Source organism: Pantoea sp. X-Soil-TKNS-1280, from assembly GCF_059730475.1.
The window spans coordinates 545,484-568,227 of record NZ_AP035962.1; the positions used below are offsets into that span (position 1 = coordinate 545,484).

General features: G+C 53.9%; 23 protein-coding genes. 13 read left to right on the top strand and 10 right to left on the bottom strand.

Going from position 1 to position 22,744, the window contains the following annotated elements:
- Positions 1–35: 35 nt before the first annotated feature.
- The 4 genes from AC6I8X_RS02445 to aspA form a co-directional block, all read right to left on the bottom strand.
- Positions 36–1,733, bottom strand: a complete 1,698-nt coding sequence (locus AC6I8X_RS02445; protein WP_497840515.1) for a protein-disulfide reductase DsbD — start codon at positions 1,731–1,733, stop codon at positions 36–38.
- Positions 1,709–2,032 carry a divalent cation tolerance protein CutA gene (cutA, locus tag AC6I8X_RS02450; protein WP_313689204.1) on the bottom strand — a complete coding sequence of 108 codons (324 nt, stop codon included), beginning with the start codon at positions 2,030–2,032 and terminating at the stop codon, positions 1,709–1,711. Before cutA ends, AC6I8X_RS02445 begins: the two co-directional genes overlap by 25 nt.
- A gap of 74 nt (positions 2,033–2,106) precedes the next feature.
- A complete protein-coding gene (locus AC6I8X_RS02455; protein WP_313689206.1) occupies positions 2,107–3,408 on the bottom strand; it encodes an anaerobic C4-dicarboxylate transporter in 1,302 nt (433 codons plus the stop codon).
- A 104-nt stretch (positions 3,409–3,512) separates the two neighbouring features.
- Positions 3,513–4,949: an aspartate ammonia-lyase gene (gene aspA, locus AC6I8X_RS02460; RefSeq protein ID WP_084872109.1), complete on the bottom strand. Its 1,437-nt coding sequence runs from the start codon at positions 4,947–4,949 to the stop codon at positions 3,513–3,515.
- Positions 4,950–5,334: 385 nt separating this feature from the next.
- Here aspA and AC6I8X_RS02465 point away from each other — a divergent pair, with 385 nt between their 5' ends.
- The 4 genes from AC6I8X_RS02465 (at position 5,335) to AC6I8X_RS02480 (ending at position 8,525) form a co-directional block, all read left to right on the top strand.
- Positions 5,335–5,787 (top strand): FxsA family protein, encoded by a 453-nt coding sequence (locus AC6I8X_RS02465; RefSeq protein ID WP_208617275.1) that lies wholly within the window; start codon positions 5,335–5,337, stop codon positions 5,785–5,787.
- Positions 5,788–5,986: 199 nt separating this feature from the next.
- On the top strand, positions 5,987–6,280 hold the full coding sequence (locus AC6I8X_RS02470; RefSeq protein ID WP_013507632.1) for a co-chaperone GroES: 294 nt from the start codon (positions 5,987–5,989) through the stop codon (positions 6,278–6,280).
- Between the two features lie 49 nt (positions 6,281–6,329).
- Positions 6,330–7,979 (top strand): chaperonin GroEL, encoded by a 1,650-nt coding sequence (gene groL / locus AC6I8X_RS02475; RefSeq protein ID WP_416410283.1) that lies wholly within the window; start codon positions 6,330–6,332, stop codon positions 7,977–7,979.
- A gap of 198 nt (positions 7,980–8,177) precedes the next feature.
- Positions 8,178–8,525, top strand: coding sequence for a DUF4156 domain-containing protein (locus AC6I8X_RS02480; protein ID WP_299457920.1), 348 nt, complete (start codon positions 8,178–8,180; stop codon positions 8,523–8,525).
- 49 nt (positions 8,526–8,574) lie between these two features.
- On the opposite strand, the gene epmB is transcribed toward AC6I8X_RS02480, so the two are convergent.
- Entirely contained in the window at positions 8,575–9,603 is a 1,029-nt protein-coding gene (epmB, locus tag AC6I8X_RS02485) for an EF-P beta-lysylation protein EpmB (protein WP_497840516.1), read from the bottom strand.
- Positions 9,604–9,644: 41 nt separating this feature from the next.
- Here epmB and efp point away from each other — a divergent pair, with 41 nt between their 5' ends.
- The 4 genes from efp to epmA all read left to right on the top strand — a co-directional run bounded on the left by efp (position 9,645) and on the right by epmA (position 11,824).
- Positions 9,645–10,211, top strand: coding sequence for an elongation factor P (gene efp / locus AC6I8X_RS02490; protein ID WP_084872120.1), 567 nt, complete (start codon positions 9,645–9,647; stop codon positions 10,209–10,211).
- A 55-nt stretch (positions 10,212–10,266) separates the two neighbouring features.
- Positions 10,267–10,398, top strand: coding sequence for an entericidin A/B family lipoprotein (locus AC6I8X_RS02495; RefSeq protein WP_013507637.1), 132 nt, complete (start codon positions 10,267–10,269; stop codon positions 10,396–10,398).
- A gap of 102 nt (positions 10,399–10,500) precedes the next feature.
- A complete protein-coding gene (locus AC6I8X_RS02500; RefSeq protein WP_299457914.1) occupies positions 10,501–10,635 on the top strand; it encodes an entericidin A/B family lipoprotein in 135 nt (44 codons plus the stop codon).
- A 211-nt stretch (positions 10,636–10,846) separates the two neighbouring features.
- Positions 10,847–11,824: an elongation factor P--(R)-beta-lysine ligase gene (epmA, locus tag AC6I8X_RS02505; protein ID WP_208713811.1), complete on the top strand. Its 978-nt coding sequence runs from the start codon at positions 10,847–10,849 to the stop codon at positions 11,822–11,824.
- 144 nt (positions 11,825–11,968) lie between these two features.
- Here epmA and degS read toward each other — a convergent pair whose 3' ends face one another.
- From degS to zapG, 3 genes are all read right to left on the bottom strand, one after another.
- Complete coding sequence (degS, locus tag AC6I8X_RS02510; RefSeq protein ID WP_313689125.1) at positions 11,969–13,030, bottom strand: outer membrane-stress sensor serine endopeptidase DegS; 1,062 nt, start codon at positions 13,028–13,030, stop codon at positions 11,969–11,971.
- Positions 13,031–13,116: 86 nt separating this feature from the next.
- Positions 13,117–14,490, bottom strand: a complete 1,374-nt coding sequence (degQ, locus tag AC6I8X_RS02515) for a serine endoprotease DegQ (RefSeq protein ID WP_313689123.1) — start codon at positions 14,488–14,490, stop codon at positions 13,117–13,119.
- Positions 14,491–14,598: 108 nt separating this feature from the next.
- Positions 14,599–15,003 (bottom strand): Z-ring associated protein ZapG, encoded by a 405-nt coding sequence (gene zapG, locus AC6I8X_RS02520; RefSeq protein ID WP_299457908.1) that lies wholly within the window; start codon positions 15,001–15,003, stop codon positions 14,599–14,601.
- A gap of 184 nt (positions 15,004–15,187) precedes the next feature.
- Between zapG and zapE the strand changes: the two genes are divergently transcribed.
- The 5 genes from zapE to sspB all read left to right on the top strand — a co-directional run bounded on the left by zapE (position 15,188) and on the right by sspB (position 18,846).
- On the top strand, positions 15,188–16,315 hold the full coding sequence (gene zapE, locus AC6I8X_RS02525; protein WP_313689119.1) for a cell division protein ZapE: 1,128 nt from the start codon (positions 15,188–15,190) through the stop codon (positions 16,313–16,315).
- A 236-nt stretch (positions 16,316–16,551) separates the two neighbouring features.
- Entirely contained in the window at positions 16,552–16,980 is a 429-nt protein-coding gene (gene rplM / locus AC6I8X_RS02530) for a 50S ribosomal protein L13 (protein WP_084872133.1), read from the top strand.
- Positions 16,981–16,995: 15 nt separating this feature from the next.
- A complete protein-coding gene (gene rpsI, locus AC6I8X_RS02535) occupies positions 16,996–17,388 on the top strand; it encodes a 30S ribosomal protein S9 (protein ID WP_013507645.1) in 393 nt (130 codons plus the stop codon).
- Positions 17,389–17,715: 327 nt separating this feature from the next.
- Positions 17,716–18,357 carry a stringent starvation protein SspA gene (gene sspA / locus AC6I8X_RS02540; protein ID WP_021184232.1) on the top strand — a complete coding sequence of 214 codons (642 nt, stop codon included), beginning with the start codon at positions 17,716–17,718 and terminating at the stop codon, positions 18,355–18,357.
- 3 nt (positions 18,358–18,360) lie between these two features.
- Positions 18,361–18,846 carry a ClpXP protease specificity-enhancing factor gene (gene sspB, locus AC6I8X_RS02545; protein ID WP_084872135.1) on the top strand — a complete coding sequence of 162 codons (486 nt, stop codon included), beginning with the start codon at positions 18,361–18,363 and terminating at the stop codon, positions 18,844–18,846.
- A 79-nt stretch (positions 18,847–18,925) separates the two neighbouring features.
- On the opposite strand, the gene AC6I8X_RS02550 is transcribed toward sspB, so the two are convergent.
- Positions 18,926–20,719 carry a fibronectin type III domain-containing protein gene (locus AC6I8X_RS02550; protein ID WP_497840517.1) on the bottom strand — a complete coding sequence of 598 codons (1,794 nt, stop codon included), beginning with the start codon at positions 20,717–20,719 and terminating at the stop codon, positions 18,926–18,928.
- Positions 20,720–20,935: 216 nt separating this feature from the next.
- Complete coding sequence (locus AC6I8X_RS02555) at positions 20,936–22,693, bottom strand: sulfite reductase subunit alpha (RefSeq protein WP_497840518.1); 1,758 nt, start codon at positions 22,691–22,693, stop codon at positions 20,936–20,938.
- Between the last annotated feature and the right edge of the window lie 51 nt (positions 22,694–22,744).

Genomic DNA, 22,744 nt, shown 5'->3' on the forward strand with positions numbered 1-22,744 from the left:
GGTAGGCGAACGGGCGGTGTCATGCCCAGTGTCGTTTAACGCGGCAGATTGTGCAAATGCGCGCGAAATTCATCAGCGCTCAGGAAGCCGGTCACGCGGGAGTTGGGGATTTCTTTACCTTGCGTATCGAAGAACAAAATGGTGGGCAAGCCCAGTACCTGCAAATGCTGCAACAGGGCGTTGTCCTGCGCGCTATTAGCGGTGACGTTCGCCTGCAACAACTGCACCTGACTCAGGTCGCTGCGCACCTTGTCGTCGCTAAAGGTATATTTCTCAAACTCTTTACAGGCGACACACCAGTCAGCATACAGATCAACCATGGTAACGCGTCCCTGGGCCTGTTGCAGTGCACTATCCAGTTGCTGGCTGCTGGCAATCGGCTGGAATGGCAGGTGCGCGACAGTGTGTTCCTGGCTGCTGCCGAACGCCCAATCCTGTATAGGGCGGACCGAAACCAGCGCCGCGGCCAGCAGCACAATTTGTGCGATGCGCCATTTCCCCTGCAAACCCAGGCTCAGGCGGAACGCCCAGGCAAAGAACGCCACACCGAGCAGGCTCCACAGGCGCATGCCCCACACGTCACCCACCACGCGCTCTAGCAGGAACACCGGCAGCGCGAGGATGACGAAACCGAAACCTTCTTTGACGCTTTGCATCCACGGGCCGCTTTTCGGCAGCAATTTATTGCCGAACAGCGTGATGGCAATCAGCGGCAAGCCCATACCGAAGGCGTACAGCCACAAGGTACCGGCACCGGCCAGCAAATTGCCGCTTTGCGCGATATACAACAGGATGGCGCTAAGTGGCGCAGTGGTGCAGGGGGAACAGATCAGCCCTGCCAGCGCGCCCATCATAAACACCCCTGGCAGCGAACCGCCCTGATGGCGGTTGCTCCACAGCGTCAGGCGTGTTTGCAGACTGGCGGGCAGTTGCAGAGTAAACAGGCCAAACATCGACAGCGCCAGCACGATAAACAGCAGCGAGAGAGCAATCAGCACATAAGGGTGCTGCAATGCCGCCTGGAAGCGTAAGCCCGCCGCCGCGACCACCACCCCGAGCAGGGTATAAGTCAGCGCCATGCCCTGTACATACACCATCGCCAGGGCAAACAGCCGTCCCAGCGAGAAACGACGCGGTCCGCCGAGAATAATGCTGGAGATAAGCGGATACATCGGCAGCACGCAGGGCGTAAAGGCGACGCCAATACCAATCAGCAGTGCCCACAACGGCGAGAACGGCAGCGGCGTAGCCTGGTGGCCCGGTTGCGCACTTACTGCCGGGGCGGCGTTATTGGCCGCCACGGCATTTAGCGGCACGGAGCGTGTTTCCGGCGGATAGCAGAAACCGGCAGCTGCACAGCCCTGATAAGTGACCGTCAGGGTGGCACCTGCGCTGGCCTGATGAAGGGTTATCGGCAGGTGTAAATCCTGCGGGTAGATTTCACTTTTGCCATAGAACTCATCTTCATGAGGTTGACCCTGTGGCAGCACCAGCGGTGCCAGCTGGGCCTTTTGCGGCGTGATGTGAATTTGCTGACGATAAAGGTAATAGCCGGATTTCACTTTCCAGCTCAGCGTCAGTTGATTGCCCTGCTGGCTGAAATCGAAGCCGAAGGCCTGGTCAACCGGCACAAAGCGGCTGTTGTTATTGGGCGAAAAAATAGATGCCTGCGCTGACAGGCTGATAAACAGCGCCAGGCAGATGCCGATCAGGCGAGAGATGCGTGCAACCATGACAAGTATTCACTGTCTCCATGTTGTACCGGCAGCGCCAGCAATTCCGGCACATCATAAGGATGCGCCGCTTTAAGCAAATCCATCAGCGCTTGCTGATGTTGGGTGTCGCACTTCAGCAACATCTGAACTTCGCTGGCCTGCTCCAGTTTGCCTTGCCAGACATAAAACGAGGTGGCACCTGGCAACAGCGTGACACAGGCTGCCAGTTTCGCGGCGAGCGCGCTGGCGGCCAGTTGTTCAGCAATGTCCTGGTTCGGGGCCGTGCACAGCACGACGACCGCAGAATGGATGCTCATCGGCAGGCTCCGGTGGCGAAAGGGTGGATGATAACATGGCCTGATAAACACAAGGTTTACAGGATGTAACCGCGTTACAGGATCAGGCCGCCAAGCAGGAAGCCAAACAGCACCGAGAGAGCGATAGCCAGCACCCCGGGCACGATAAAGGAGTGATTGAACACATACTTGCCAATGCGTGTGGAACCGGTGTCGTCCATTTCCACCGCTGCCAGCAGGGTGGGGTAGGTCGGCAACACAAACAAGGCTGAGACCGCGGCAAATGAGGCGATAGCAGCATGGGGAGAGACCCCCAGCAGCAGTGCGGCAGGCATCAGCGCCTTGGTGGTGGCGGCCTGCGAATACAGCAGGGTGGCAGCAAAGAACAGTACCAGCGCCAGCATCCACGGGTAGCTTTGCAACATATCGCCCGCCAGGGTCTGAATGTTATTGAGGTGCGCTTTGACAAAGGTATCACCCAGCCAGGCGACGCCCATCACGCAGATACAGGCGCTCATGCCGGATTTGAAGGTGCTGGCGCTGAGGATCTCACCGGTATCGATTTTACAGGTCAGACAAATCAGCGTCGCTATGGTCAGCATAAACACCACGATGGCTTCATTGCGTGGCAGTACCGGGTGGGCAATCAGCCCAACGCTGTCGCTGATGGCGGTGGCGTACAGCACCACGGCGGCAATGCCAATCAGGAATAGCAGAACGGAACGTTTTGCCCCGGGTTTGAGGTCAAATACCTGCGCACCGCGTAACGTCACTTCCCCCTTTGCCAGCCGGGCCTGGTAGACTTCATCGTCTTTCAGTTCCTTACCAAGGAAATTGGTCACTATGGCGGCGCAGAAGATCGCCAGCATAGTCGAGGGCACAGCGACGCCGAGCAGAGCCAGATAACTGACGCCGCGCGGTTCCAGCAGTGAGGCAAAAAACACCACGGCGGCCGAAATCGGTGAGGCGGTAATCGCAATCTGCGACGCCACCACGGCGATGGCCAGCGGGCGCGAAGGGCGCACACCTTGTTCTTTTGCCACTTCCGCAATGACCGGCAGCGTCGAGAAGGCGGTGTGCCCGGTGCCTGCCAACAAGGTCATCAGATAAGTCACCAGCGGTGCCAGCAGGGTCACGTAGCGCGGATGGCGGCGCAGCAGGCGCTCGGCCAGACTCACCAGATAATCCATGCCGCCTGCCACCTGCATAGCGGCAATCGCGGCGATCACCGCCATGATGATTTCAATGACATCGAAGGGGATTGCGCCGGGTTTCATGCCAAAAAAAAGCGTCAGTACCAGCACGCCGAGACCCCCGGCGAAACCAATGCCGATCCCGCCGAGACGCGCACCCAGCCAGATCGCCAGCAGGACGATCAATAACTCCACTAGCACCATCTTTTTCACTCCCTGAAATGCGACATCTGTTAGTTGTAGTCGCCAAAAAAAAGCACGCCCGCATTTTATACGGGCGTGCTTACGACAACGTGATCCAGAATGGATTATTGTTCGTTTTCGTCGGTGTAGCGGCGGGCTTTATAGGCCGGGAACATCAGGTTCTGAATGGAGAAGATATCGTCCAGTTCGGCTTCGGTGAGCAGGCCTCGTTCCAGCACCACTTCCCGTACGCTTTTACCGGTTTCGGCACAGATCTTCCCGACGATGTCACCGTTGTGGTGGCCGATGTAAGGGTTGAGGTAAGTCACGATACCGATTGAGTTGAACACGTAGGCTTCACACACCGCTTTGTTGGCGGTGATGCCATTCACGCATTTCTCCAGCAGGTTGTAACAGGCGTTGGTCAGGATGCTGATGGATTCAAACAGCGCCTGACCGATAACCGGCTCCATCACGTTGAGCTGTAACTGGCCCGCTTCGGCGGCCATAGTTACCGTGGTGTCGTTGCCAATCACTTTGAAGCACACCTGGTTGACCACTTCCGGCACCACCGGGTTAACTTTGGCTGGCATGATGGATGAACCGGCCTGCAGTTCAGGCAGGTTGATCTCGTTCAGACCGGCGCGAGGACCCGATGACAGCAGGCGCAGGTCGTTACAGATTTTCGACAGTTTCACCGCCAGGCGTTTCAGAGAGGAATGCACCATGACGTAGGCACCGCAGTCTGAGGTGGCTTCAATCAGATCTTCCGCCGGGACCACCGGGAGGTTACTGACTTCCGCCAGACGCTGCACAGCCAGCTGCTGGTAGCCGTCAGGCGTGTTCAGACGTGTACCGATGGCGGTTGCGCCCAGGTTCACTTCCAGCAACAGTTCCGCCGTACGCAGGACGCTGCGCGTCTCTTCATTCAGCAGCACGTTGAAGGCATGAAACTCCTGACCGAGGGTCATCGGCACGGCATCCTGCAACTGGGTACGGCCCATCTTCAGAATATTTTCGAACTCGACCGCTTTGCGCTGGAAGCCTTCACCCAGTTGATTGATAGCATCAATCAGTTTCAGGATAGAGGTGTAAACGGCAATACGGAAACCGGTGGGGTAAGCATCGTTGGTAGACTGACACTTATTCACGTGATCGTTAGGGTTCAGATACTGGTAGTCACCTTTATGGTGCCCCATCAGTTCCAGACCGATGTTGGCCAGCACTTCGTTGGTGTTCATGTTGACGGAGGTACCGGCACCGCCCTGGTAGACGTCAACCGGGAACTGATCCATGCATTTGCCATTGTTCAGTACCTCATCGCAGGCCTGAATAATGGTATTGGCGATATTGCGCGGGATGGTTTGCAGCTCTTTATTAGCAAGGGCGGCGGCTTTCTTTACCATCACCATACCGCGAACGAATTCGGGTATGTCACTGATTTTACTGTTACTGATATAAAAATTTTCAATCGCACGCAGAGTATGAACACCGTAGTAGGCGTCGGCAGGTACTTCACGCATGCCTAGCAGGTCTTCTTCGATACGAATGTTGTTCGCCATGATTACCTTCTTATTATTGCTGCTGAGTGGCTGCCGGGCGTACTCTGAGGCGATCAGATTCGGACGGCGAGTCACGTGCAGGTGATGCAATTATATTGTCGTGGAATACCAGCGCCGACATTTTATCCATCTTCGGTCTGGCGAGCACGATCATATTCTGTCATTCCAGAAAAGCCTGTGCACAGATCACTTTACGGGGTTTTGCAGACGTACCGGTAATAACGATACGTGATGTTTGTCACAATTTTAACCCGGCTGGAAAAATTCGGCAGGATCGGTTGAAAACAACGGTCCGGATGACCATCTCTTTTTATACGGTCCCTTTGACCATCCCATTCTGCTGCCTGGCATGAAGCGAGGTAGCCCTAACTCACAGGAGATATCGGTGCGCTGGTTACCGTTTGTGATTTTTTTTGTACTGGCCTGGATTGAGATCACGCTTTTCATCAAGGTCGCGCATGTGCTGGGCGTGCTGCTCACTATGCTGCTGGTGATTTTCACCTCCTGTATCGGGGTGTCACTGGTAAAAAATCAGGGTGTGAAAAACTTCATGCTGATGCAGGAGAAGCTGGCGCGTAACGAAAGCCCGGCAGCGGAGATGGTGAAAAGTGTCTCGCTGATTATTTCCGGCTTTCTGCTGCTGTTGCCGGGTTTTTTCACCGACTTCCTTGGCCTGTTACTATTGCTGCCGCCGGTGCAGAAACACCTGACGCTGAAACTGATGCCGCATTTGCGGGTCTGGCGGGGGCCGGGAGCCGGGCCGGATAGTGGCTTTACCGTCGATGGCGAGTATGAGCGTAAAGACAGTGACCGTATCGGCCACGACAAAGACCAGTAATAAATATCAAAGGCGGCGCAAGCCGCCTTTTTTGTCGGGAATTTCGCCATCTGTTACAGAAACGAAAATTTTTTCTATTTTCCCCCTTGAAAGCCTTCTTATTAGCCCTAATCTCTTCCACCACGAGGCCGGAAGCCATGTAGCCCGGCGTTCAACCCCTAAAACTGAATGATTGGACTTTCTAAAGGAGAGCTATCACATGTCAATTCGTCCGTTACATGATCGCGTGATCGTCAAGCGTAAAGAAGTTGAAGCAAAATCAGCTGGCGGCATCGTTCTGACCGGTTCTGCGGCAGGCAAATCAACCCGTGGTGAAGTGGTTGCGGTAGGTAAAGGCCGTATCCTGGAAAACGGCAACATCCTGCCACTGGACGTTAAAGTGGGCGACGTGGTGATTTTCAACGAAGGTTACGGCGCAAAAACCGAGAAGATCGACAATGAAGAAGTTCTGATCATCTCTGAAAGCGACATTCTGGCGATTGTTGAAGCGTAATTTTTTACGCGTAATTCACTGAACGAAACGAATTTAAGGGATATTTGAAATGGCAGCTAAAGACGTAAAATTCGGTAATGACGCACGCGTAAAAATGCTGCGTGGCGTGAACGTACTGGCAGATGCAGTAAAAGTTACCCTGGGCCCGAAAGGCCGTAACGTGGTTCTGGATAAATCTTTTGGTGCACCGACCATCACCAAAGATGGCGTTTCTGTTGCGCGTGAAATCGAGCTGGAAGACAAGTTCGAAAACATGGGTGCGCAGATGGTGAAAGAAGTTGCCTCTAAAGCGAACGACGCAGCAGGCGACGGCACCACCACCGCTACCGTCCTGGCACAGGCTATCGTTAACGAAGGTCTGAAAGCGGTTGCGGCTGGTATGAACCCGATGGACCTGAAGCGTGGTATCGACAAAGCCGTTGTGGCTGCTGTTGAGCAGCTGAAAGCGCTGTCTGTTCCGTGCTCTGATTCCAAAGCGATTGCTCAGGTTGGTACCATTTCTGCTAACTCCGATGAAAGCGTCGGTACCCTGATCGCTCAGGCGATGGAAAAAGTGGGTAAAGAAGGCGTTATCACCGTTGAAGAAGGTACCGGTCTGCAGGACGAGCTGGACGTGGTTGAAGGTATGCAGTTCGACCGTGGCTACCTCTCTCCGTACTTCATCAACAAGCCGGAAACCGGTGCTGTTGAACTGGAAAGCCCGTTCATTCTGCTGGCTGACAAGAAAATCTCTAACATCCGCGAAATGCTGCCGGTGCTGGAAGCTGTTGCCAAAGCTGGCAAACCGCTGCTGATCATCGCTGAAGATGTGGAAGGCGAAGCGCTGGCGACGCTGGTGGTTAACACCATGCGCGGCATCGTGAAAGTGGCTGCGGTGAAAGCACCGGGCTTCGGCGACCGTCGTAAAGCGATGCTGCAGGATATCGCTATCCTGACTGGCGGTACTGTGATCTCTGAAGAGATCGGTATGGAGCTGGAAAAAGCGGCACTGGAAGATCTGGGCCAGGCAAAACGCGTTGTGATCAACAAAGACACCACCACCATCATCGACGGTGTGGGTGACGAAGTTGCTATCTCTGGTCGCGTGACGCAGATTCGTCAGCAGATCGAAGAAGCGACTTCTGACTACGACAAAGAAAAACTGCAGGAGCGTGTAGCGAAACTGGCAGGCGGCGTAGCCGTGCTGAAAGTGGGTGCCGCAACTGAAGTTGAAATGAAAGAGAAGAAAGCTCGCGTTGAAGATGCCCTGCACGCGACCCGTGCTGCGGTAGAAGAAGGCGTGGTTGCTGGTGGTGGTGTTGCCCTGGTGCGCGTTGCTGCTGAGCTGACTGAGCTGACTGGCCAGAACGAAGACCAGAACGTTGGTATCAAAGTTGCGCTGCGCGCTATGGAAGCTCCGCTGCGTCAGATCGTGTCTAACGCCGGTGAAGAACCGTCTGTGGTTGCCAACAACGTGAAAGCGGGTGACGGTAACTACGGTTACAACGCGCAGACCGAAGAATACGGCAACATGATCGACTTCGGTATCCTGGATCCGACCAAAGTAACCCGTTCTGCTCTGCAGTACGCGGCTTCTGTAGCTGGTCTGATGATCACCACCGAATGTATGGTTACTGACCTGCCGAAAGGCGACGCACCTGACTTAGGCGGCGGCGCTGGCGGTATGGGTGGCATGGGCGGTATGGGCGGCATGATGTAATCGCCCCCCCCCGGCTGCTTTTGTTATCTGAGAACCCCTGATCGGAAACGGTCAGGGGTTTTTCTTTTGCTGGCGAAAGGGTATAAGTAAGGGCGCAATACTTCGGCTTTCCGGGTTAGGGCAATGAATGTTCAGAAAAAATATGCGCTTTTCTGCTACGCTGCCGCCCGATACAGATGATAATAAATGGGGATTACAATGCGGATTAACCTCTTGCTCGGACTGGCAGTCGGTAGCCTTCTGCTGGCGGGCTGCAGCAGCTCAAATCAACTGAGTTCTGGCGGCGAGCGCGTGACCTTCGTCGATCAGCAGCCGGGCAGCCAATGTCAGCTTCTGGGAAATGTCACCGGTTCACAGAGTAACTGGCTGAGCGGTTCTGGCGGTGAGGGCAGTTCACTGCGCGGTGCAGCCAATGACCTGCGTAACCGTGCGGCCGAAATGGGTGGCAACACCATTTACGGTGCAACCAGCCCAACGCAGAATCTGCTGTCTGCTTTTGCCCCGCTCGACAGCAAAATGACTGGCCAGGTTTACAAGTGCCCATAAGGGTAGCGTTGTAAAAAAAGCCGCTGATGCGGCTTTTTTTATTTGTGGGTTACGCCTGGCGTAGCTGCAAATCCAGCGGGGTTTTGCTCGGTTCGCCACCAATCTCACGGGCCAGCTTCGGCACCAGATAACCCGACACCATGGTCAGTAGCTCGCGCACCAGCGCTCGGGCTTCATCGTCTGGCACAAAGAAATGCGCGGCTCCCTGTACCTTGTCCAGCACATGCAGGTAATAAGGCAGGATACCGGCATCGAAAAGCGCATTGCTGAGGTCGGCCAGGCTCCGCGCATTATCGTTGACGCCACGCAGCAGCACGCTCTGATTCAGCAGGGTGACGCCCGCCCGTTTCAGCATCTGCATGCCATAGCGCAGTTCATCATCAATTTCCTGCGCATGATTGATATGGCTCACCAGCAGCACCTGCAGGCGTGTATTGGCCAGCAACTGGCACAAACCTTCGGTGATGCGCGCCGGGATAACCACCGGCAGACGGCTGTGAATGCGTAAACGCTTCAGATGCGGAATTTTTTCCAGCGCATCAACCAGCCACGCCAGTTCGTGATCCTTCGCCATCAACGGATCGCCACCCGAGAAGATGATTTCATCCAGCTCAGGATGGTCCGCAATATAATCAATCGCTATCTGCCAGTTACGTTTGTTGCCCTGATTATCCTGATAAGGGAAATGGCGACGGAAGCAGTAACGACAGTTGACCGCACAGCCGCCTTTTACCAATAACAGTGCGCGGTTTCTATACTTATGCAGTAAACCCGGCACCACGCTGCTCTGCTCATCAAGCGGGTCGGTGCTGTAACCTGGCGCATCATTGAATTCCTGACGGCTGGTTAATACTTGCAGCAGAAGCGGGTCCTGAGCATCGCCTGTTTTCATGCGCTGAATAAACGCCCGTGGCACGCGCAGGGCAAAAAGTCGCCTTGCATCAGCGCCTTCGGCCAATTCTGCATGGCGTTCGAGAGCTAAAAGTTGCAGTAATTCAGCAGGATCGGTGACAACATCAGCAAGTTGCTGCAACCAATCTTCTCTGGAAGGGGGATTTAGGGTTACAATGTGTGCCATTTTTTTGGCTATTACCAGTTCAATATTTACAGAGGGCCTTTATGGCGACTTATCTTAGCAACGATTTTCGTTCCGGTCTTAAAATCATGTTCGAAGGCGAGCCGTATTCCATCGAATCCAGTGAGTTCGTTAAGCCGGGTAAAGGCCAGGCATTCGCACGCGTAAAAATGCGTCGTCTGCTGACCGGGTCTCGCGTTGAGAAAACCTTCAAATCAACCGATTCTGCCGAAGGCGCAGACGTTGTTGATATGACCCTGCAGTATTCTTACAACGACGGTGACTTCTTCTACTTCATGCACCCGGAAAGCTTCGAACAGTATCAGGTTGAATCTAAGGTACTGGAAGACGTGCAGAAGTGGTTGCAGGACAACGCAGATTGTATCGTTACCCTGTGGAACAACAAAGCCATTGCTGTTCAGCCGCCGAACTTTATCGAAGCTGAAGTTATCGAAACCGATCCAGGCCTGAAAGGTGATACCGCAGGTACTGGCGGTAAGCCGGCTACTCTGGCAACTGGCGCAGTGGTTAAAGTGCCGTTGTTCGTACAGATTGGCGAAGTGGTTAAAGTGGACACCCGCTCTGGCGAATACGTTTCTCGCGTAAAATAATCGTCAAATCAGGCGCATCCTTCGATGCGCCTTTTTTTTAAGTGAGTTCAGAATAATGAAAAAGCTGGCAAAATTCGTCGCCTTTGCGTTGCTGGTCTCCTCGGCATTGAGTGCCTGCAACACCTTTCACGGCTTTGGTGAAGATGTCTCCCATTTGGGTGGCGCGATCTCACGGGCTGCTAAGTAAGCGACAGGACAACGCCTTTTTCTGCGGCTGACGCCGCAGCGTTGCGTATAAAGACTATGCTTTAAAAGCTGTACTTTTACTGCAACCAAAAAGGATATTGTTATGTTAAAGAAAAGTATTGTCGCGATTTTCTCGGTACTGGTCCTCTCCACCCTGCTTTCTGCCTGCAACACCACCCGTGGTGTAGGGGAAGATGTAGAAGCGGGCGGCAAGGCGATTCAACGCACCGCACAGTAAGGTTTTACCGGTGCGGAACACGTTTCGTACCGGCTTTTCATCCCACCTCTGTTTTATCTCAAATGTCGTCTGCTCCTGCCTTTGCAGCTTTTAAACCCTCTGACCCTGTGGTGATATGGCATGTTCTCGTGACCGGTAAGCGCTGCGGCGTTGTTTGCCCTCGCCATTACGGGTAGACTTCCACCCCTTATCTGTATAAGGAGTCATCAACATGAGCGAAACGGCAAGCTGGCAGCCGAGCGCACCCATTGCCAATTTGTTGAAACGTGCCGCTATCATGGCGGAAATTCGACGTTTCTTTGCCGATCGCGGCGTGCTGGAGGTCGATACCCCGGCGATGAGTCAGGCGACCATTACTGACATCCATCTGGTACCATTCCAGACGCGTTTTGTTGGCCCCGGTGCCAGTGAAGGGCGTGATCTGTGGCTGATGACCAGCCCGGAATACCATATGAAGCGCCTGCTGGCGGCGGGCAGTGGCCCGATTTACCAGATGGGGCGCTGCTTCCGTAATGAGGAAGCCGGACGTCACCACAACCCTGAATTCACCATGCTGGAGTGGTATCGCCCGCACTACGACATGTATCGCCTGATGAATGAAGTGGATGATCTGCTGCAACAGGTGCTGGAGTGCGATAGCGCAGAATCACTGTCCTATCAGCAGGCGTTTATTCGCCATCTGGAACTGGACCCGTTATCCGCAGATAAAGCGCAGTTGCGTGAAGCGGCGGAAAAACTGGGTGATGGTGAGCTGGCGCGTGATGAAGAAGATCGCGACACGTTGCTGCAGCTGCTGTTTATGCTGGGCGTCGAGCCGAAAATTGGTATCGATAAGCCAACGTTTGTCTACCATTTCCCGGCCAGCCAGGCGGCACTGGCTGAGATCAGCACCGAAGATCACCGCGTCGCGGAACGTTTTGAGGTGTATTACAAAGGGGTAGAGCTGGCGAACGGTTTCCGTGAGTTAACCGACAGCCGCGAGCAACGTCAGCGCTTTGAGCAGGATAATCGCCGTCGTGCGGCGCGTGGTCTGCCACAGCACCCCATCGACACTAACCTGCTGGATGCACTGGCGCACGGCATGCCTGCGTGTTCTGGCGTGGCACTGGGCGTGGATCGTCTGATTATGTTGGCGTTGAAAGCCGACTCGTTGAGTGAGGTTATCGCCTTCCCGGTGGATCGCAGCTAATCCCCGTCATACTTCACGCTACAGGTGCGTTGGCTACGTCTGCTCACCCCAGTCACTTACCAGAGTAAGTTCCTGGGGATTCTCACCCTTGCCGCTTTCCTGTAGCGTGAATTATTTAGGGGATGAGATGGGGGTTCTGCCCGGTCAGTTACCGCTCTGCGGGAATTCCTCAATCGTCACTGGCAGCGTCATTTTCTGTTCATTACGCAGAATCTGCACATCAATCACCGAGCCGGGGCGAATCTCGGCGACCTGATCCATGGTTTCCTGGGCCGAAACAGCCGGTTTACCATTGACGCTCAGCAGTACATCGTTGGTCTGAATCCCGGCACGGTCGGCGGGACCACCTGGCGCGACGTCGCTGACAATAATGCCCTGAACACGATCGAGGGTACTGCCCTGGCCGTGCAGCGGCGGCAGCTCACGTCCGGTAATGCCGATATAACCGCGGATCACCCGGCCATCACGAATCAACTTATCCATGATTTTGGTTGCCAGTACGGTAGGAATGGCAAAACCAATCCCTTCTGGCGTCTCGCCATCGTTACTTTTATCAAACGTCAGGGTGTTGATGCCCATCAGCTCACCGAGTGAGTTGATCAGTGCACCACCGGAGTTACCCTGGTTGATTGAGGCATCAGTTTGCAGGAAGTTCTGGCGACCGGAGGAACTGAGGCCGACACGGCCTGTGGCGCTGATGATGCCCTGGGTCACCGTCTGACCGAGGTTGTATGGGTTACCGATCGCCATCACCACATCGCCGATATGCGGCACGCGATTGGGGTTGATCGGAATCACCGGCAGATTTGATGCGCTGATTTTCAGCACTGCCAGATCGGTCATCGCGTCGGAACCGACCAGCGTCGCTTCAAAGAACCGACCATCCTGTAAGGCGACGATAATCTGATCGGCATTATTGATGACATGCTTATTGGTAAGGATGTAGCCTTTGCCGTTCATGATCACGCCGGAACCCAGCGTGGTAATGCCGCGATTGTTATTACCATGCGCGCTGCGGTTATAGACGTTGACTACCGCAGGCACAGCACGACGCACACCCGGATTAAAGCTGAAGGGTGCCTCATCATTGCTGTTGTCATGTTCAATCAGGGCACTGGTGCCCATACGGAGTGTTGGGATCGCTGCCAGCAAAATACCCGCAACGATCAGGCCCATCACCACAGAACGCAAAAGTTTAAGAAACATGGTGTTAGTTTAAGCCGGATATGATCGCAGGGCAGGATAGCATGAGAAAGGCGGACAAACACCTGCTTGTCCGCCAGTTATGATGATTATCGTAAGAGCAAGTAAATGCTGTCTTCGCCGCGCACTACATTGAGTGCCAGCACCGGCGGTTTGGTTTCCAGCACTTTACGCATTTCCGCCAGGCTTTCGGTCCGGTTGCGGTTCACGCCGACAATCACATCATCTTTCTGCAGACCCACCTGTTCAGCCGGTGTGCCTTTCTCGACGGTATCGACTTTCACCCCTTTATCGCCCGCTTTGGTATTACCATCGCTCAGGGTTGCGCCCTGCAATGCCGGTGACAGCAGCTGTGCACTGGCGGTGGTTTGCGCACTTTGATCCAGCGTGACGTTAACGGTGATCGGTTTACCATCGCGCAACAAGCCCAGTTTCACCTGCTGCCCTGGGGGCGTCGTACCGATTTTCACTCGCAGTTCAGAAAAGCTGGTGATGGCCTTGTCATTCACTGAGGTGATGATATCGCCAGCCTTAATCCCCGCTTTTTCAGCTGCGGATTTCGGCAGCACTTCAGAAACGAAGGCCCCACGCTGGGCATCGACGTTAAATGCCTTCGCCATATCGGCGGTCATTTCCGTCCCTTTGATACCCAACTGCCCACGTCGCACTTCGCCGAACTGAATCAATTGTTGCGCCAGATTCATCGCCATATTGCTCGGGATAGCAAAGCCGATGCCGATATTGCCGCCACTGGAGGCGAGAATCGCGGTGTTGATACCGATCAACTCGCCGTTGAGATTGACCAGCGCACCACCGGAGTTGCCACGGTTAATGGCGGCATCAGTCTGGATAAAGTTTTCCAGGCCTTCCAGATTAAGGCCACTGCGACCCAGTGCCGAGATGATGCCAGAGGTGGCAGTCTGACCAAGGCCAAACGGGTTACCGATGGCAACGGCGAAGTCACCCACTCTGAGGGTATCGGAATCGGCGATTTTCACCTGGGTCAGGTTTTTCGCACCCTGTATTTGAATCAGGGCGATATCGGTTTGCTCATCATGGCCAATCAGTTTGGCGTCATACTCGTTGCCATCGCTCAACTGGACGCTGATTTTGTCCGCACCATTCACCACATGATTGTTGGTCAGCACATAGCCTTTGGCGGCGTCAATGATAACGCCAGAGCCAAGCCCTTCAAAAGGCTGAGGTTGCTGGTTTTGTCCCGGCAACTGACCAAAAAAGCGTTTCAGTGGCTCAGGCAGATCCTGCCCCTGCGCGGCGGTTTCGGTGCCTTCCACATGCACACTGACCACTGCTGGCAACACTTTTTCCAGCATCGGTGCCAGGCTTGGCAGTGCCTGCCCCTGGATTTGCGCCGGGAGAGTGGCCAGTGCGTTTGGCGCGGCGGCCAGACTCATCCCAATGCTCAAGGCTAATGCGCTTAACAGTCGTGCTTGTTTTTTCATTGCTACAACGCTCTCGCTGCGAAAAGGGGGATTAAAAAAGTGTGACAGTTGTTTGGGGCAAGGGTTCGACCAACAAAAAGGGCACAGCGTCGCTGTGCCCCAAAAAGATTAATTACGCGGTGCGCGTTCGCCGCCACGTAACAGGCCGGAAGCGCCATCAGAATAGTCGCGCGGGATTTGCACCGGCGCCTGATCATTATCGGCTTCCGCTTCCGTCAGCTGGTAGGCAAACGGATTTTTCTCGCCCGGCAGATTCGGCAGCAGGTCGTTAGAACCTTTCGCCATATGCTGATACAGCTGGCGGTAATCACGCGCCATGTTATCCAGCAATTCTGCGCTGCGCGCGAAGTGGTTAGTCAGCTCTTCGCGGTAATCCGCCAGTTCAGCCTTGGATTTTTCCAGTTCGTACTGCATGGTGCGCTGTTCGCGCAGTTTTTTGTTGCCAAAACGCATTGCGACTGCGCCGACAATAATGCCAATCACTAAACCAATCAGCCCGTATTCCCAGGTCATAATGACTCCCGTGTAATTTCCGTTGCTTCGTAGGGCATTGCTTCTGTTTCAACTTCAATAGTAGCCACTATACCCGTTAATCTATTGGAAGTGGAACTCTGGAGCGGCATCGCTTAGTGTAGAGCGGCCTAATTTTCGACAACCGACACATGAATCGGACTTTTTCAGGGACTCTGAGAGAACAATGCAAACCTCATCTCCGCTTGCGCGCTATGAGCAAGCGCTGTCGCAGGGCGAATTTCGCCCGGATGACGTACAACGGGAAGCCATCACCCGCTTAGATGCCATTCAGCAAGGACTGGTGGCGCGTCAGCCAGCCGCAGCCCCGGCCAGCAAAGGCTTGTTTGGCCGTCTTTCTAAACTGATGAATAAAGAGAAAAGCAGTAAGGAAGCGCCGGTGCGTGGCCTGTATATGTGGGGCGGCGTGGGGCGTGGAAAAACCTGGGTGATGGATCTGTTTTTTCAGTCTATTCCTGGCGAGCGTAAATTACGCCTGCATTTTCACCGCTTTATGCTGCGTGTCCATGAAGAACTGACGCAGTTGCAGGGGCACAGTGACCCGCTACTGATCGTTGCTGACCGCTTTAAAGCCGAAACCGATATTCTCTGTTTCGACGAGTTTTTCGTCTCCGATATCACCGATGCCATGTTGCTTGGCACGCTGATGGAGGCGCTGTTTGATCGTGGTATTGCGCTGGTGGCGACCTCGAACATCCCACCGGATGACCTGTACCGCAACGGTTTGCAGCGTGCGCGTTTTTTGCCTGCTATCGAGCAGATTAAGCGTCACTGTGATGTGATGAACGTGGATGCGGGTATCGATTACCGTTTGCGTACCCTGACGTCGGCGCATCTGTGGAGTTTCCCACTGAATGAGGAAACCCATGCGGAAATGGAGCGGATGTTCCGCGCCTTGTCCGGTAAAGCCCGCCATGATGCCCCGGTGCTGGAAATTAACCATCGCAGTATGCCAACGCTGGGCGTGCAGGACGGCGTACTGGCGATTGATTTTCTGACGCTGTGCGGAGAAGGGCGTAGCCAGCATGACTATATCGAGCTGTCACGCCGTTTCCACAGCGTATTGCTGTATGATGTGCCGGTGATGATTTACAAGACGGAAGATCAGGCGCGCCGCTTTCTGGCGCTGGTGGATGAATTCTACGAACGCCATGTGAAACTGGTGGTGGCCGCTGAGACGTCGTTGTTTGAGATTTATCAGGGCTCGCGTCTGAAGTTTGAATATCAGCGCTGTCTGTCGCGCCTACAGGAGATGCAGAGCGAGGAGTATCTGCGTTTACCGCATCTGCCCTGATTCGGCGCAAAAAACCTGACGTGGGGGCGTAAAAAAGTTCGATCTTTACGGGCGACTTCTCTATAATCTTGCGACCCCACGTTACGGCAGAGGTTTTTCTTCCCAGAAACCTTTGTGATCCGGTAACTCTACCTGAGGGGGTGGGCTTGCTGGGCGAAATGGTCGTGTGAGCCTCAATCGTTAACTTAGCGTTTGGGATTTCACCAACGTGTAACTTTATTTGGGTAAGCTTTTCAATGAAAACTTTTACAGCTAAACCAGAAACCGTCCAACGTGACTGGTATGTTGTTGACGCAACTGGCAAAACCCTGGGTCGCCTGGCGACTGAACTGGCGCGCCGTCTGCGTGGTAAGCATAAAGCGGAATACACTCCGCACGTTGATACCGGTGATTACATCATCGTTCTGAACGCAGAAAAAGTTGCTGTAACTGGCAACAAGCGTACTGACAAGATCTATTATCACCACACTGGTCACATCGGTGGTATCAAGCAGGCGACCTTCGAAGAGATGATTGCCCGCCGTCCTGAGCGTGTGATTGAAATCGCGGTTAAAGGCATGCTGCCGAAAGGCCCGCTGGGTCGTGCTATGTACCGTAAACTGAAAGTTTACGCAGGCAACGAGCACAACCATGCGGCGCAGCAACCGCAAGTTCTTGACATTTAATCGGGATTACAGGCAATGGCTGAAACTCAAAACTACGGCACTGGTCGCCGCAAAAGCTCATCCGCTCGCGTCTTTATCAAGCCGGGTAGCGGTAACATCGTAATTAACCAGCGCTCTCTGGAGCAGTACTTCGGTCGCGAGACTGCACGCATGGTCGTGCGTCAGCCGCTGGAGCTGGTTGATCTGGTTGGTAAACTGGACCTGTACATCACCGTTAAAGGTGGTGGTATCTCTGGTCAGGCCGGCGCGATCCGTCATGGTATCACCCGCGCTCTGATGGAGTACGACGAGTCTCTGCGTTCTGAACTGCGTAAAGCGGGCTTCGTTACCCGTGATGCGCGTCAGGTTGAACGTAAGAAAGTCGGTCTGCGTAAAGCACGCCGTCGTCCGCAGTTCTCCAAACGTTAATTGTTGCTGCTTCGGCAGTCACAGTTGGCACAAAAAACCCGCTTCGGCGGGTTTTTTGCTTTTGCCGAACAGGGATTGTTGCCACAAAAACGCGAGCTTTACCCGCATTTTGCCTGCAAATCACTTTCCCCGCCCCACAAGCTGCTTAAAATCTGGTAAACTGACTGTCACTTTGCGCCCGCGAGCCGGAGCGTTGTGCGTATTATTTCCGCCAGGATGGGCGAAAAATGCCGCAAACGCTGGCTGTGTGCGAATCTGATAAGCAGGTGAGTCGCCGTGTGGTTGGCTATTCGCAGTAATTTTTTGTGAACAAACTTGGAGGTTTTCATGGCTGTCGCTGCCAACAAACGTTCGGTAATGACGCTGTTTTCTGGTCCGACTGACATTTTCAGCCATCAGGTACGTATTGTACTGGCTGAGAAAGGCGTCAGCGTGGAGATCGAGCAGGTTGAAACGGATAACCTGCCGCAGGATCTGATTGACCTCAACCCGTACCGCACAGTGCCAACGCTGGTAGATCGTGAACTGACGCTGTATGAATCCCGCATCATCATGGAATATCTTGATGAGCGTTTCCCGCATCCGCCGCTGATGCCTGTCTATCCGGTTGCTCGTGGCGAAAGCCGTCTGATGATGCACCGTATTGAGCAGGACTGGTATAGCCTGATGCGCATCATTGAAACCCGCACCGGTGCAGAAGCCGATGCCGCGCGTAAACAACTGCGTGAAGAACTGCTGGCCATTGCGCCGTTGTTCTCACGTACTCCGTTCTTTATGAGCGAAGAGTTCAGCCTGGTTGATTGCTATCTGGCACCGCTGCTGTGGCGTTTACCGTCTATGGGTGTTGAACTGGCTGGTGCCGGATCGAAAGAGCTGAAAGGCTACATGACCCGTGTATTTGAGCGTGACTCTTTCCTCGCTTCACTGACTGAAGCAGAACGTGAAATGCGCCTTCAAGCCCGGGGCTAATCTATGGAAATGTCGCAATTAACGGCCCGTCGCCCTTATCTGTTGCGTGCGTTTTATGACTGGCTGCTTGATAACCAGCTGACGCCGCATCTGGTGGTCGACATCAATCTGCCTGGTGTACAGGTGCCGCTGGAATACGCGCGTGATGGTCAGATTGTGCTGAACATTGCACCGCGTGCTGTCGGCAACCTTGAACTGGGTAACGAACGTGTGGAGTTCAACGCACGCTTCGGTGGGGTGCCGCGTCAGGTTTCAGTACCGATGGCGGCAATTCTGGCTATCTATGCCCGTGAAAACGGTGCAGGCACCATGTTCGAACCGGAACCGGCCTATGAGCTGGCAGCCCAGGACGAACTGGAAGGTCAGGAAGAAACCATGATGTCAGTGATTGATGGTGATCGTCCTGACGATTCAGCTGACGATGAAACCCCACCAGATGATGAGCCGCCGCCGCGTGGCGGTCGTCCATCGCTGCGCGTGGTGAAATAAACGCCAGTTGACCGACGAGGTCAGTATAAAAAAATCCGGGAACATGAAGTTTCCGGATTTTTTTTATGCGACGTAAAAATTAACCTTTATACGGCTCCCAGGCCTGTGACCAGTGCTGACCTGCATCAGGCTCGTAAGCCCATGCCACCCCCCCACACCAGCTGGTATACGGCCAGGGTTTGCACTGATAAAGACCGCCTTTATTGGACACCACATCGCCAGCTTTGTAGTTGGTGCCTTCTTTATAAGCGGGATGCTCAGAAGGGATCGAGTCACCGGCCAATGTCGTCACTTCCAGCGTTTGGCTCTTGTCAGAAACACTGTTGGTCACGCTGACAGCCGCAACCTGATACTGATATTTTGTGGCGGCAGATAATCCGCTATCAGTAAGGCGAGTCTGCGTCGTTTCTTTAATCTGCACGCCGTTACGGTAAATAACGTAGTGTTTGATCGCCACATTGCCCACGGCTTCCCAGCTCAGCGTCGCACTGTCTTTATCGATAGTTTCCGCTTTTAATCCCTGAGGCGCTGCAGGTGTACAGTCTTCGCACTCAATACCCGGCGTGGTCACTGAGGTGGTCTGGCTGGGTAATGAAGCATTGCCCTGCTTATCCTGAGCAACGACGAAATAATCGTATCGGGTCTCGGCCTTCACATTGTTATCCACATAGGAAGGAATAGGGGTTGAAGCGATATTCACATCGTTACGCCAAACCTGATACTGGCTCACACCCTGGTTATCCGTTGAGGCTGTCCATGAAAGCGCAATCTTATTGGCCGCAACGTCATGAGCGATTGGCACACCTGGCTGGCTTGGGGCTTCGTGATCAATATCTGGCGGGGTATTTTCATGTACCAGGCTGGCATAGCGACGCAGGAACTCGTTACCGTAGGAATTGCCATTGGCACTGGTACCGGCATCCCAGTTAATTGACCAGGTCATCAACCCTTTAATTGGCGTACCCTGAGCATTCAGTTTTTCCCAGGCACTGCGAACATCAGATTCATTACGCGCATAGCCATTGGCGGCGGCATCAGGATTGCTGGGCAGGCCAATAGCCAGCTTATTAGCGGGGATCTGTATATAACCACGTGTACCGTGGATGAGGGAGTCGGTCATATAAAACAGAAAGTCAGCTTTGCGGGCGTCGTCTCCCTGAATAACTGAACCACCTGGAATATCTGAAGCCCAGATGCCATCCCCGGCCTGGTTATAATATTGTGGGGCAATGAAATCGTAGTAGCCTTCTAATGATTTAATTATCGGCTCATACTGAGCGCCTGAACGCAGGTAGGGAAATTCAGGGGCCATACTGATAATGAATTTTGGATACTGATTTTTAACAATTTTCAGTGCGGCGGGAATTTCCGTCTGGTTGGAAGCTGCGGTGATCGAATGGCCTTCTAAATCGATATCCACACCGTCGATACCATAGAGTTCAATCAGGCGAATAATCTCAGCCGCGAACTTCTGCCCATCACCCGGTTTCAGTGCGATATCACGCGCATCGGCTCCGCCGAGCGACAGCATCACCGCCTGGCCGCGTGCATTAAGGGTTTCGACTTGTTTACGGAACTCTTCATCCGTCATGTTATAAGGGTGAAAAGTCGGGATACCTTCATCTGTCATAAACGCGACTGTCACGACATCATATTCCGCCGGGACATCGGATAATTTTATATACGGTGCAGTGCCGCCTTTATATCCGTCTGATTTACTGGCCCAGTTATGCCAGAAACCGACCAGAATAGGTTTTTGGCTGATGTCCGGCATAAATGATGCACCACCGGCGGCAAAGCCCGCCTGGCTGGTTAATCCCATGGTGAGCAAAATGGCGGCTGCCAGGCATTTTTGTTTAAAACTTTTCTTCATGAAGAGTAAAACCTTTTAAATAAGCGAAATTATCTCCCGTAGTGTATTTAAAAAGCGAAACAGGCTATTTAGGGGGTATCCCTGAATAAAAGCGAACTGTCTTTATTTGAACGGTGGTATGGCAGGTAGGGTGAAGAATTCTCTTAACGCCAAAGAAAAATGCCAGTCAGCATTCACTGACTGGCATTCAACAAACGAAGCGCTTATGTCGCCGTCTTAATAGACGTCACGCAGGTAACGCTTGTCTTTCTTCAACTGGTCGATATAGGCAGCGGCACGCTCGCTGGACAAGCCACCGAACTGACGAACCACTTCATACAGCGCGGAATCGACATCTTTCGCCATGCGTGATGCATCACCACACACGTAGAAATACGCACCTTCCTGCAGCCAGTCGTACAGCTCAGCGCCTTTCTCCAGCATGCGGCTCTGCACGTAAATTTTTTCTTCCTGATCGCGTGAGAACGCCAGATCAAGATGCGTCAGCAGGCCACTTTGCTGCCACTCGTTCAGCTCATCCTGGTAGATGTAATCGTGTTCCTGATGCTGGTCACCAAAGAACAACCAGTTTTTGCCTTCGGCACCGGTGACTTTGCGTTCCTGCAGGAAAGCACGGAACGGCGCAATACCGGTACCCGGGCCAACCATGATCAGTGGTGCATTGTTGTTGGCGGGCACGCGGAAAGCTTTATTCGGTGAAATAAAGATTGCCGGTTTCTCGCCGCGACGCACACGTTCAGCCAGGTAGGTGGAGCAAACGCCGTTACGGGCGCGGCCAGCGCTGTGATAACGCACAGACGCGATGGTCAGATGGACCTGGTTCGGATGCGCTTTCGAGCTGGAAGAGATGGAATAAGCACGGTGTTGCAGCGGACGCAGCATTGCCACAAATTCCGGCACCGACAGGCTACGCGTCAGCTCCAGTTGCAGCAGGTCCAGGGTGTCTTTGCCCCACAACCACACGCCAAGGGTATCTTTGTCGTCGTGCTGTAATACGTGGCGCAGTTCCTGGTTAGTGGTGTTCTGGCCCACCCACTCAATCAGTTTGCGCGACGGTTCAGAGATTTCGAACTGATAAGTCAGCAAGTCACCGAGGTTACGGTCAAAGCCCGGCACCGGCGTTTCATAATCAGCGTTCAGCTGGGTCAGCAGCAGCGTCACCAGCGCAGGGTCATTTACTGGGATCACGCCCAGTGCATCGCCCGCTTCGTACTTTAGTCCGCTGTCCGTCAGATCAAACTCAAAGTGACGGATATCTTTGCCTGACTGCTCACCGGAAAGACGTTTATTGGTCACCAGCGCAGCGGCATACGGGTTCTGTTTATTGCTACCCGGAATGACCGGTGCTTCCGGCGCGCTCTCCAGCACCGTGCCGCTGCTGCCCGCACTGGCGGCAAACTGTGGCATGGTGCTGCCGATCCAGGCGCTGGAAGGTTCTTCGTAATCAATATCACAGTCGATACGGTCAACGACGCGTTTCGCACCCAGCTGCTCCAGGCGCATATCGATAAATTTACCGGCCTGACAGAAGCCGTCATAACCGGTATCACCAATCGCCAGTATGGCGAAGTGCATCTGCTCCAGACGTGGCGCAGTGCTGGCAGAGATGGCCTGCCAGAACAGCTGTGCGTTGTCCGGCATTTCGCCTTCACCGTAGGTAGACGTGACGATCAACACATGACGCATGGTGGCGAAGACATCAATATCCACTTCACCCAGCGCCTGAACCACCGGCACCAGGCCTTTGGCTCGTGCCGCTTTCGCTGCCGTCTGGGCCAGCGCTTCGGCATTGCCGGTCTGCGAACCGAACAGGATATGCAACTGGGTGGTGGTCGCCGCACCAGCCGCCGGAGCGGTCTGCTGCTTGTCTTCTAACACCAACAGGCGCGAGTGGAGACCGGCGAGAAAACCCGCCAGCCAGTATTTTTGATCACCATTGAAAGGTGCATCTTCAGGAATGTAAGGAATCTTCATGGGTACTTTTACTCAATCCCGTTCAGTCATATTCAGTCGATAATACACAAA